An 11,586-nucleotide genomic window follows, 5' to 3' on the forward strand; every position below is an offset into this window, starting at 1 on the left:
GGCCGCCGCCGCGCGTGGCGCCGCCGGGGGCGCGACCGCAGGGGACGCGGCGACCGACGCGACGGACGCCCGGCCGACGTCGTCCCGGTCCGAGACGCGACGGCTCCTGTACGCCGTCGGCGCCGGCGGTGGCGCCCTGGCCCTGCACTGGGCGGGTCAGCAGAGCGGCCCGACCGCGGCGGTCGCCGCGGTGGCGGGCCTCGCGCTCGTCGCCGTCGCGGCGCCGGGACTGCTCCCGCGCGGGACCCTCCGGCTCGCGCGCGGGCTGCCGGCCGTCATCCTGCTGCGCGGGCTGTTCGCCTCCGCGTTCTTCGGCGCCGAGGTGTTCCTGCCGCTCGTCCTCGTGAGCGAGCGCGGGCTCAGGCCCGCCGTCGCGGGCATCGCCCTCACCGTCGCGGCGATCCTGTGGTCGACGGGGTCCTGGCTGCGCGGACGCCAGGAGGGCCGGTGGACCGACCACGCGGTGCTGCGCGCCGGTGGGGCGTGCGTGACGCTCGGCATCACGCTGGCCGCGACCGCCGTCTGGTCGGCCGGGCCGGTCGCCGTGAGCATCCTCGGGTGGGGCCTCTCGGGCCTCGGGATGGGCATGGTCTACCCGACCCTGACGCTCCTCACGCTGCGGCTCTCCGCGCCGCAGGAGCAGGGTGCGAACACCTCGTCCCTCCAGCTCAGCGAGGCGCTGACCGTCGCCCTCGTCCTGGCGGTGAGCGGTCCGCTGTTCGCGGCGCTGGTCGAGCGCGACGTCGTCGCCGCGTACCTGGCGTGCTTCGGCGTCGCCGTCGTGCTCGCGCTCGGGGCGGCCGTCCTCGCGGGACGCGTGCGGCCGACGGCCTGACCCGCCGCCGGCCTCAGCCCGCAGACGTCGTCACGGGCACGGCGCGGTCGGCCGGCATGAGGACCCAGAGCACCGGGTAGAGGATCAGCGGCGAGCCGGGCAGGACGACGAGCAGCACGAAGACGAGCAGCCGGGCACCCCACGGCGTGATCCCCAGGCGGCGCGCGACGCCGGCGCAGACGCCGGCGAGCACGCGTCCCTGCTGGGGGCGCGACCAGCCCTGGCGGTACATGCTGTCGTGGATGTTCACGGCGATCTCCTGAGGTGGGGGACGTCTGTCTGCGGTGTCCCCAGCCTGCGCCCCGACCGCCCCCCGCCGCATCGGGGCCTCCCCTGATCCGCCCCGGAGAACCACCCCGACGCCCCCACCCCGCTCCCCCGACCGCCCCCACCCCGCCACCCCCTCGCCGAGCCGGGCGGGGGCGCGGGAGGGGCGGGGCGGCGGGGCGGCGCCGGTGGGAGGGGGTGGGGCGGCTGTCACACGGGGTGAGCACAACTCCGACACGGGGACTTCACCCGGAACTTCACCCGGGCTACTGTGCGGTTACCGACGGGTAGCCGCCCTCCACGACGACGTGCAGCGCGCCGCTCACCGACGGTCACAGCACCGCCAAGGGGAAGAAGCACCGATGCGCGCACGCCGCACGATCCTGGCCTCACTCACTGCCGCAGCCCTCGCGCTGCCCCTCGCCGGGATCGGAGCGGCCACCGCCGCACCGCCCGCACCGGAACCTCCCCCACCGGGCGCCGCGGGCGTTCCCGTCCCGCAGGGCGCCCTGCCGGTCCCGACCGCGGGCGGCGAGGACGGCGGCGCGCAGAGCAAGGTCACGGCGAGCATGGCCGAGGCCTCCGGGAACGTCACGGCGTTCGTCCAGCTCGACGCGCCGTCGGCCCTGGACACCGCCGAGGCCGGCGGCAGCGACGCCGAGGTCGCCGCCGTCGAGCAGGAGGTCGCAGCCCTCGCCGAGGAGGTCGTGCCCCAGGGCCCGTCGGCACCCGAGTCGGTCGAGGTCACCTCGAACCTCGTCTCGGGCGTCGTCGTCACGGGTGACGCCGAGGAGATCCGGGCGCTCGCCGCGGAGGACGCCGTCGTGCGCGTGCACCTCGTGGTCACCAAGTACCCGGCGAACAAGGGGACGGACGTCTTCACCCGTGCCCTCGAGTCGTGGCAGGCGACCGGCCTGACCGGGCAGGACGTGACGATCGGCGTCATCGACACCGGCGTCGACTACACGCACGCGAACTTCGGCGGCCCCGGCACGGTCGAGGCCTACGCCGAGGCGTACGGCGCCGACGGCACCGGCCCCGTGCCGGAGGGCCTCTACGACCCGGCCAAGTTCCTCGGCGGCTACGACTTCGCGGGCGCGACGTACGACCCGGACGTCCCCGGGACCGCCCAGCCGGACGAGAACCCGATCGACCCGCCGTACACGTCCGCGAACGTGGGCCACGGCTCGCACGTCGCGGGCACGGCGGCCGGCTACGGCGTGCTCGCCGACGGCACGACGTTCGAGGGCGACTACACGACGCTCACGGACATCAGCGACTGGAAGATCGGCCCGGGCTCCGCGCCCGAGGCGGGCATCTACGGCCTCAAGGTCTTCGGCGACGCGGGTGGCGGCACGAACCTCACCATCAACGCGCTCGAGTGGGCGGCCGACCCCAACGGGGACGGTGACCTCAACGACCACCTCGACATCATCAACCTGTCGCTCGGCCTCGACTACGGCGTCGCCGACGACCCCGAGAACCTCTTCATCGACGAGCTCAGCCGGCTCGGCGTCCTGTCCGTCATCGCCTCGGGCAACGCCGGCGACAACACCGACATCGGCGGCAGCCCGGGCAACGCCCGCAGCGCGCTGACCGTCGCCTGGTCCGTCGGCGACACGCAGACCTTCGACGCCGTCGAGGTCGTCGAGGCCGGCGACCCGGCCCTCGTCGGCCTGCACGCGGCGCAGAACTCCGTCAACTACGGCGGCGAGGACGTCACCGCACCGGTCGCCTACATCGGCGAGGTCGACGGCTGCGACCCCTTCACGCCGGAGCAGGCGGCCGCCACGGCCGGCAACATCGTCTGGCTGTGGTGGGACGACGACGACGCCACGCGCCGGTGCGGCAGCGGCGTCCGGTGGAACAACGCCACCGCCGCCGGTGCGGTGGGCGTGCTCATCGGCACGGAGCTGCGCGTGTTCCCCGCCGGCATCGCGGGGAACACGGAGATCCCGGGGGCCCAGCTCACCGCGGCCGCGACCGACGCGCTGCTGCCGGAGATCCAGGCCGGTAGCGTCGTCGCGCACATCGGCCCTTCGTTGGGCAACGCGGCGATGGTGACCGACCCGACCCTCGCGGACACCCTCTCGACGAGCTCGTCGCGCGGCGTCCACGGGTCCCTCGGCGTCATCAAGCCCGACGTCGCAGCCCCCGGCAACCTCATCGCGTCGACGGCGTCGGGCAGCGGCACCGAGGTGCACACCATCTCGGGCACCTCGATGGCGACGCCGCACGTGGCGGGCATCGCGGCGCTCCTCGTCCAGCAGCACACCGACTGGACGCCCGCGCAGGTGAAGGCCGCGGTCATGAACACCGCGACGCACGACGTGTACCGGGACGAGAACGGGACGGGACCTGCCTTCGGGCCCCTGAGCGTCGGGTCCGGGCGCGTCGACGCGTTCGACGCGACGCAGGCGGAGGTCATCGCCTACGCGACGCAGGACCCGGAGCTCGTGTCGGTGACCTTCGGCGTCCTCGACGTCGCGACGGAGACGGTGGTCGAGAGCCGTCAGGTGACCGTGCGCAACATGGGCAGCACGACGAAGACCTACGGGACGTCCTTCTCCACCTCGACCACCGCGGGCAGCGCGACGATCACGACCACGCCGTCGTCGATCACCGTGGCACCCGGGGACGAGGCGGTCGTCACCCTGACGCTCACGGTGGACCCGGCCGGGCTCACGCGGGACATGGACCCGAACTCCGACGAGACCGTGCTCGGCGTGCCGCGCGACTTCGTCACGAGCATCTCGGGGCGTCTCGTGCTCCAGCCGTCCGCCGGCCCCGAGCTGCGCGTGCCCGTGCAGGCCGCGCCGCGCCCGGTCGGCGACATCTCGGCCGCCGGACCGGTCGAGTTCACGGACGGGGCCGACACGACGGCCGAGCTCGTGCTCGAGGGTCGCGCGGTCACCACGCCGGGCTGGGCGTCGCACGTCGCGCCGTTCGCCCTCGTCGCGGAGAGCCCGCAGCTCGAGGACGACCCGTCCCAGGGCGCCACGTCGGAGTCCTCGATCGAGGCGGCCGACATCCGGTACGTCGGCTTCTCCTCGACCGCACCGCAGATCGCGGCCGCGGGCGGCGACCCGAGCCTCGGCACCATCGGCATCGGCATCGCGACCGAGGGCGAGTGGCCCAACCTGGGCACGCTCGCGGGGATCCCGTACGTCCAGACGGACATCGACGGCGACGGGACCGCCGACCTCGAGACCGCGGTCCAGAAGATCGCGGCGGAGACGGACCTCACCGTCGCTACGACCTACTGGCTGCACGACGAGGGCGACTACTCCGAGGGCGACGTCGTGGGCGTGTTCCCCGTGAACGGCGTCTGGTCGGACCAGTTCACGACGGTGTTCGACAGCGACGTCGTCGTGCTGCCGATCCCGCTGACCGACACGGGTACGACGGAGCCGACGGTGCTCATCGCACCGGGTGACGTGCCGACGTTCTCCGTCGCGACGTTCTCGGACTACGCGAGCAGCCCGACCAACACGGTCGACTCGGTCGAGCCGTTCACCGCGGACCCGTACGCACCGCCGTTCTGGTTCGAGGGCACGACGCCGGACTCGCTGTGGTTCGAGGCGTCGGACGGCGCCGCGATCACCGTGCACCGGGCACCGACGGCGGGCGACGCCCGCCTGCTCCTGCTGCACAACGCCAACGTGGACGGCCGCCGTGCCGAGGTGGTCGACGTGACCGCCCCGGTCGCGACGCCGACGACGACGACGCTCACGGTCAACGGTGTCCTGCGGGACGGCGCACCGATCCGGCTCGACGCGAGGATCGCCCCCGCGGAGGCCACGGGCACCGTCACGTTCCTCGACGGCACCACGGAGATCGGCTCCGCGCGGGTCCGCAACGGCCTCGCGTGGACGACGGTCCGGCTCACGACCGGGTCGCACACCCTCCAGGCGGTGTTCACGCCCGACGACCCGCGCTGGGCGGGCTCGTCGTCGGCACCCGTGACGGTGGAGGTCAGGGCGAAGATCACGTCGACCCTGATCATGCAGGCGCCGTCGCAGATCCAGGCCGGGCAGACCGCCTACGCGGTCGGGCTGGTCTACACCGACGGGGCCAGGCCGTTCGGCACGGTCGAGGTCAGCGAGAACGGCACGGTCCTGGCATCCGCCACGGTGTTCACCGTGGGCCGCGCCGGCCTCGTGTCGGTCCAGCTGCCGCGCAACCTCTCCGTCGGCACGCACCACCTCACGTTCACCTACACCGGGAACGACTGGGTGGCACCTGCCTCGGTGGAGCAGGACGTGAGGGTCGTCGCACGGGGGGGCCGCTGGTCCTGACCCGTACGGCGTGAAGGGGCCCGGCACCGCTCTGGTGCCGGGCCTCTTTGTCGTCGGCCCTGCGAGCGTCCGTGCAGGCGGAGGCGGACCGTCCCCGTCCGGCTGCACGGACGCTCGCACGCGAGCGTCCGTACGCTCGTGGGATGGAGCCCGTCGTGCTGTCCCTGCCGTTCGCCGGGCGGTGGCTCGTGCAGAACAGCCCCGCGCGACGGGTGCCCAGCCACGGCGTCGACGTGCTCGGCGAGCGGTACGCCATCGACTTCGTCGGCGTCGACGACCGGCACCGGACGGCGCCGGTCCGGGACTGGCGGACGTTCCTCGCGACCGAGCCGCCCGAGCGGTTCGCCGCCTTCGGACGGCCGGTCCTCGCGCCCGCCGACGGCGTCGTCGTCGCGACGCACGACGGCGAGCCCGACCACGAGGCCCGGCGCTCGCAGCTCGCCCTCGTGCCCTACGCGCTCGGCCAGGCGGCCCGGCTCCGCGAGGGCGTGGGCGCCGTCGCCGGGAACCACCTCGTCGTCGCGCTGCCGGGCGGCACCGGGTTCGTCGCGCTCGTCCACCTGCGGCGCGGCTCGCTGCGCGTCGGCGTCGGCGACGCGGTGCGCGCCGGGCACCCGATCGCGGAGTGCGGCAGCTCGGGGAACTCGACCCAGCCGCACCTGCACGTGCAGGTCATGGACAGCGCCGACCTGGCCGTCGCGCAGGGCGTGCCGCTGGACTTCCGCGACTTCCGCGAGTGGCGGCGAGGGCGGGGCGAGCCGCGGCCGCGCGCGTCAGGGATCCCGGACGAGGGCTCCGTCGTCGAGCCCCTGGGACGTACTCAGTAGACGAAGATGTCCAGCCAGTCCCGGTGGTGCGCATGCAGCAGCACCATGAACAGGATCAGGTCGAACAGCAGGTGCACGCACACGACGTAGGTCAGCGACCGCGTGACCTTGAACGTGTAGCCCTGCACGAGCGCGAACGGGTAGATCAGCCACGGGCCCCAGGCGTGGAAGCCCAGCTCGTGCAGGAAGGACGTGAACAGCACGGCCTGCACCAGGTTCGCCTGCCAGTCCGGCAGGTGCCGCCGCAGGAGCGTGAAGCACGTGCAGATGAAGAACAGCTCGTCCCAGATGCCCAGCGCGTTGGTGCCGAGGAACAGCCGGCCGACGCCCTCCGCACCCTCGACCGCCGGCCAGTTCTGGTAGACGCCCGTGCGGATCATGTAGACGGGCAGCAGCGCGTAGCCGATCACGACGACGGCGACGAGCCACACCTTCTCGAACCGGGTCCAGCGTCCCGCCCGCAGGGGGAAGCGGATCGCGTGGTCGCGGTAGACGTGGCGGGACACGAGGTAGGGCACGGCCACGGCGAGGACCATCGCGGTCCCCATCGTGAGGATGTGCTCGTTCGAGACCTCGGTGTTGATCGGCACGATGCTCATGATCACGAGCCCGACGACGACGAGCGCGAGGTCGCGCAGCAGCGCGAGGTGCCCGACGACGCGTCCCAGCACCGCCGCCACGGCGAGCGCGACCGCGAGCACGGCGTACCCGACCGCGGCCTGCTGGAGGCCGAACAGCGCGAACCCGCCGCCCGCGACGAGCACGGCGGGCACCAGGTTGGCGGCGTGCCGACGGACCTCCGGCGGGCCGGCCGGCGCCGCGTCGACGGCGGACGTGCTCAGAAGTCGTCCAGGTCCAGCTCGAACCAGACCGTCTTGCCGCCCTCGGCGTGCTCGTCGACGCCCCAGCGGGTCGACATCGCCTCGACGATCGCCATCCCGCGCCCGCTCGGCGCGCTCGGCTCGCGGTGCAGCACGACGGGGGCCAGCGAGCCGCCGTCGCTCACCGACACCCGCACGGTGGTCTCCGTGGTGCGCACCTGGACGCCGACGGCGCCGCCCTCACCGCCGTGCAGCACGGCGTTGGCGAGCAGCTCGCTCGCGAGGAGCTCGACCACCTGGTTGGCCATCCCGACGACGCCGTCCTCGGCGGCCGTGCGGACCACCCAGTGCCGGCCCTGGCCGACGGACTGGCGCTGACCCTGCAGCACGATGCTCTGGACGCCGCCCTCCTCGACGGGGGCGGTGTCGGCGTCACCCTCACGGGCCGCGGCGGCGTCCTGGCCGACGAGGCGGAGGGTGCTGCCGGTCGAGGTGCGGCGTGCGCGGTCAGCGCTCATCGGACCTCCTCGACCTCGCTGCGGACCACATCCGGTGGGGCAACCGTCCCAGAACAGGACGGACCGTGGCCACTGACGCGTCGAGCCTGCCAGAACTCGGGCGGACGCACCCCCCGGAGGCGGTGCGGAACGTGCGGCGTGTCGTCATGCGGGCCCCACCCGGACGGCGTCGTCGTCGTCCACCCAGAAGCGCAGCGCCGCGAGGTCGGCGACGACGACGTCCGCGTCGATGCCGGGCGTCGTCGTCGTCAGGCCGACGGCGACCGCGCCCGCGGCGCGCGCGGCCCGGATGCCGGCGCTCGCGTCCTCGACCACGAGGCAGTGCGTCGGGTCGACGCCGAGCCGCTCGGCACCCATGAGGAACGGCTCGGGGTGGGGCTTGCCGTGCGTCACGTCGTCGGCCGCGACGACGGCGGCGGGCACCGGCAGGCCTGCGGCGGCGAGGCGAGCCTCGGCCAGCCCGCGGGTCGCCGAGGTCACCACGGCGCACCGGCCGCGCGGCGCGAGCAGGCTGAGCGCCTCCATCGCGCCCGGGAGCACGGCGATCCCCTCGAGGTCCGCCAGCTCGAGCTCCAGCACGCGCGCGAACGCGACCTCGCGCTCGGCGTCGCTCATGCCCGGCAGCAGGCGGTCGACGATGCCGCGCGCCGGGATGCCGTGGAGGTCGTCGAACGCGACGGCGGGGATGCCGTACTCGCGCGCCATCGTGGTCCAGGAGCGGATGACCGAGTCGACGGACGAGATGAGCGTGCCGTCCATGTCGAGCAGCACGCCCGCGAACGGGCGGTCGAGCACCGCCCACGCGGCGTCGTCGTCCCGGCCGACGACGTCGGCCGTGGGCTCGGTGACGGCAGGGTCGGGGAGGGGTGTCGCACTCACCGCCCCAGCCTCGCACGGCTCACGGCAGGCCGATGAGCCGGGGGATGCCGGGCGGCGCCGCGGCGGACAGCTCGAGGTACTTCGCCTCGGCACGGTGCAGGCGGACGTGCTCGTCGAGCGTCCAGGTCGGCCCGTTGCGCAGCACCGTGCCGCACGAGCACGGCAGGTAGACGGTGCCGTCCGGGTCGGTGCGCACGGTGCCGACCGTGTAGTGGGTCGAGCGGGCACGCGCCTTGGCGTCCCGGAGCGCGGCGCTCACGGGTTCGGTCAGCCGTTCGGTCACGGCACCAGTGTGGCGCACCGACGCCGGGGCGGGACGCGCGCCCAGGTCAGGAGCCGAGGCTCATCCGGTCGCGGTAGCCGGCGAGCACGGTGTCCACCACCTCGGCGGTGCGGAGCGCGCTGACGCCGGTGCTCGGGCACGGGCCCACCCCGCGCAGCGCGTCGACGACGGTCTGGATGAGCGGGAGCTGGACCGTCGCGGGCTTCGGGGCCTCGATCGTGCGCTCGCCGGTCGCCGTCGTGAGGCGCAGCGGCTCGTCGCCGAAGGTCGAGAAGCGCAGCGTGCCGCGTGAGCCCACGAGCGAGACCTCGTCCGTCCGCTCCTGCGCCGCGAAGCACCAGAGCCCGACGCCCTCCACCGCCGAGTCGCCGGCGCCCGCCTGGAAGGTCATGGTCACGGTGTCCTCCGCCGGGTAGTGCCCGCCGAGGTTCACGGCCGTCCCGCGCACGTGCGAGAGCGGGCCGAGCAGGTGGTCGAGCAGGTCGAGGGTGTGCGAGCCGAGGTCGACGAACAGACCGCCGCCCGCGATCTCGGGCCGGACGCGCCACGGCAGGTGGCCGGGGTCCCACATCTCGGGTGCCGACGTCGTGCGCACCGTGACCGCCCGCACGTCGCCGATCGCGCCGTCGGCCAGGAGCGTCGCGACGGTCCGGAACCGCGGCATCGCGCGCCGGTAGTAGGCGACGAAGAGCGGCACGCCCGCCGCGTCGCACGCGCGGATCATCGTGCGGCACTCCTCGGCCGTGCGCGCCATGGGCTTCTCGACGTACACCGGCTTGCCGACGGCTGCCGCGCGCACCGCGTAGTGGCGGTGCGAGTCCGGCGGGGTCGCGACGTAGACGGCGTCGACCTCGGGGTCTACGAGGAGGGCCTCGGCGTCGTCGTACCACCGCGGCACCCCGTGCCGGCGCGCGTAGTCCTCGGCCTTCGCACCGTCACGCCGCATCACGGCGACGAGCCGCGAGCCCTCCGCCTGCTGGAAGCCCGGCCCGCTCTTGACCTCGGTCACGTCACCGACGCCGATGATCCCCCAGCTGATCTCGTCCACACCGCGACCGTACCGAGGGGCGCGCCGAGGGGACGACGCCGACCGCGGTCACTCCGCGCGGACGTCGAGCCCGAGCGCCTCGGCCACGGTGACGGCCTGCGCGAGGGTGACGATCGCGCCGCGCAGCAGCACCGCCCCCGGCTCGATGCCGCTGAGCTCCGTGCCGCGGAGGTCGGCGCCGGTCAGGTCGGTGCCGTGCAGCCAGGCGGCGGACAGGTCGCCGTCGCGCACCGAGGCGCCCGCGAGGTTCGCCGAGGTGAGGTCCGCCTCGCGCAGCCGCGTGCCGGTGAACCGCGCCGAGCGCAGGTCGGCGCCGCGCATCCGGACGAACGACCAGTTGCCGCCGTCGACGGCGAGCGCCGAGAGCTCGCAGTCGTCGAACGACGAGCCGACCAGCTTCGACCGCTCGAAGCGCGCGTCGAAGAACGAGCAGCGGCGGAACGTGCAGTTCACGAAGGCCGCCTCGACGTGCACCGACGCGTTGAAGCGGACGCCCGCGAACGTGCACTCCTCGAAGACCGCGCCCGTCCCGGTGACCTCGGTCATGTCGACGTCGACGAACGCGACCTGCCGGTGCTCGGCCCCGGTGAGGTCCCGCCCGTACCAGTCCTCCCCCACGACGCGGCTGGTGGTCTGCGGTGCCTCGGGCGTCTGCGACATCCCGCGATCGTGCCGCACGTGCCCCCGGTTCTGGAACGGCTGTGCGCGTCCGAGCGCGGCATCGGTGCCAGAACCGGTGGGCGGCGGTGGGGGGCGGCGCGGGGACGGCGGCTGACCGGTGGCGGCCGACGGGCTGCAGCCGAGGCGGTGACACGCCGCGAGGGCCGTCCTACTGTCGGAGCATGTGCCGCAACATCCACGTCCTGCACAACTTCGAGCCGGCCGCGACGGACGACGAGGTCCACGCCGCCGCGCTCCAGTACGTGCGCAAGATCGCCGGGACCACGAAGCCGTCGCAGGCCAACCGCGAGGCGTTCGACCGCGCGGTCGAGGACATCGCGCACGCGACCCGGCACCTGCTCGCCGACCTCGTCACCAACGCACCGCCCAAGGACCGCGAGACCGAGGCGGCCAAGCGCCGGGCGCGATCCGCGGAGCGCTACGCCTCCTGAGGTACCTCAGACCCACCTCAGCCCCACCTCAGGGCGGCCTGGGACGGATCCCCCGTCCAGGACCCGACGACCGTCGGATCCGACGCCCCCCGCCTCACGAGCACCGTGTCTCCCATACCGGCACCCCGCCGGGACCGAGGAGGTCACGATGTCCAGCACCCTGTGGGGCCCCGCGCTCCAGGCCGAGGTCGACTACCGGCGCGAGCAGCTGACCGTCGCCCGGTCCCCGCGACGCGAGCGTCGCCGTCCGGCCCTCCACCGCACCCGGGCGGTCAAGCACCGTGACTCGCGTGGGTGGGCGCTGCCAGGATCGGGGGCATGGCACGCAGCCCAGTGACGCAGCTCGTCGCACGCGAGGCGGAGGTCGCCGCGCTCGGCGCCGCGCTCGACCGCGCCGCCGCCGGGAGCCCGTCCCTGGTGCTCCTCGGCGGTGACGCGGGAGTCGGCAAGACGCGCCTGCTGACCCATGTCGCCGAGATGGCCGCGGCGCGGGGGGCGACGGTCGTGACGACGCACTGCGTCGACCTGGGCGAGGTGGGCCTGCCCTACCTCCCCTTCGCCGAGGCGCTCGCCCAGCTGACGTCCGACCCGGCGACGGCGGCGCTCGTCGAGCGGGTCGTCGAGGCGAGGCCGGCGCTCGGCCGGCTCGTGCCGTCCGCACGTCGGGCCGGCGTCGCCGCCCGCGCAGGGGGCGGAGC

At 74.4% G+C, this 11,586-nt stretch carries 12 protein-coding genes and 1 pseudogene; 6 read left to right on the forward strand and 7 right to left on the reverse strand.

Features of this window, described 5'->3' with window-relative positions:
- A pseudogene (locus ICW40_RS11405) lies at positions 1-835 on the forward strand (MFS transporter); the annotation flags it as partial.
- Positions 836-848: 13 nt separating this feature from the next.
- Here the strand turns inward: ICW40_RS11405 and ICW40_RS11410 are convergent.
- A complete protein-coding gene (locus ICW40_RS11410; protein ID WP_308121758.1) occupies positions 849-1,085 on the reverse strand; it encodes a PspC domain-containing protein in 237 nt (78 codons plus the stop codon).
- A gap of 379 nt (positions 1,086-1,464) precedes the next feature.
- Between ICW40_RS11410 and ICW40_RS11415 the strand changes: the two genes are divergently transcribed.
- Positions 1,465-5,400, forward strand: coding sequence for a S8 family serine peptidase (locus ICW40_RS11415; protein WP_221654022.1), 3,936 nt, complete (start codon positions 1,465-1,467; stop codon positions 5,398-5,400).
- Between the two features lie 143 nt (positions 5,401-5,543).
- Positions 5,544-6,227, forward strand: coding sequence for a M23 family metallopeptidase (locus ICW40_RS11420; RefSeq protein WP_221654023.1), 684 nt, complete (start codon positions 5,544-5,546; stop codon positions 6,225-6,227).
- Here the strand turns inward: ICW40_RS11420 and ICW40_RS11425 are convergent.
- From ICW40_RS11425 to ICW40_RS11450, 6 genes are all read right to left on the reverse strand, one after another.
- Positions 6,221-7,000, reverse strand: a complete 780-nt coding sequence (locus ICW40_RS11425) for a CPBP family glutamic-type intramembrane protease (protein ID WP_374199147.1) — start codon at positions 6,998-7,000, stop codon at positions 6,221-6,223. The two genes, ICW40_RS11420 and ICW40_RS11425, sit on opposite strands and share 7 nt — an antisense overlap.
- A gap of 65 nt (positions 7,001-7,065) precedes the next feature.
- Positions 7,066-7,566: an ATP-binding protein gene (locus ICW40_RS11430; RefSeq protein WP_221654025.1), complete on the reverse strand. Its 501-nt coding sequence runs from the start codon at positions 7,564-7,566 to the stop codon at positions 7,066-7,068.
- Between the two features lie 144 nt (positions 7,567-7,710).
- Positions 7,711-8,445, reverse strand: a complete 735-nt coding sequence (locus ICW40_RS11435; RefSeq protein ID WP_308121760.1) for an HAD family hydrolase — start codon at positions 8,443-8,445, stop codon at positions 7,711-7,713.
- A gap of 19 nt (positions 8,446-8,464) precedes the next feature.
- Complete coding sequence (locus tag ICW40_RS11440) at positions 8,465-8,728, reverse strand: hypothetical protein (protein WP_308121761.1); 264 nt, start codon at positions 8,726-8,728, stop codon at positions 8,465-8,467.
- A gap of 46 nt (positions 8,729-8,774) precedes the next feature.
- The gene (locus tag ICW40_RS21565; protein WP_221654026.1) at positions 8,775-9,776 is read right to left on the reverse strand and encodes a Gfo/Idh/MocA family protein; all 1,002 of its coding nucleotides are present in this window, start codon (positions 9,774-9,776) and stop codon (positions 8,775-8,777) included.
- 48 nt (positions 9,777-9,824) lie between these two features.
- Positions 9,825-10,436, reverse strand: a complete 612-nt coding sequence (locus ICW40_RS11450) for a pentapeptide repeat-containing protein (protein ID WP_221654029.1) — start codon at positions 10,434-10,436, stop codon at positions 9,825-9,827.
- Between the two features lie 182 nt (positions 10,437-10,618).
- Here ICW40_RS11450 and ICW40_RS11455 point away from each other — a divergent pair, with 182 nt between their 5' ends.
- The 3 genes from ICW40_RS11455 to ICW40_RS11465 all read left to right on the forward strand — a co-directional run.
- Entirely contained in the window at positions 10,619-10,888 is a 270-nt protein-coding gene (locus tag ICW40_RS11455) for a DUF2277 domain-containing protein (protein WP_221654032.1), read from the forward strand.
- A gap of 148 nt (positions 10,889-11,036) precedes the next feature.
- On the forward strand, positions 11,037-11,225 hold the full coding sequence (locus ICW40_RS11460) for a hypothetical protein (RefSeq protein ID WP_221654034.1): 189 nt from the start codon (positions 11,037-11,039) through the stop codon (positions 11,223-11,225).
- Positions 11,207-11,586, forward strand: a 380-nt coding sequence (locus tag ICW40_RS11465) for an ATP-binding protein (RefSeq protein WP_221654036.1), incomplete at its 3' end; no start/stop codon positions are given. The genes ICW40_RS11460 and ICW40_RS11465, both read left to right, overlap by 19 nt.

The sequence above is a fragment of the Actinotalea ferrariae genome, assembly GCF_019733465.1.
In the GTDB taxonomy this organism is placed as follows: Bacteria; Actinomycetota; Actinomycetes; order Actinomycetales; family Cellulomonadaceae; genus Actinotalea; species Actinotalea ferrariae_A.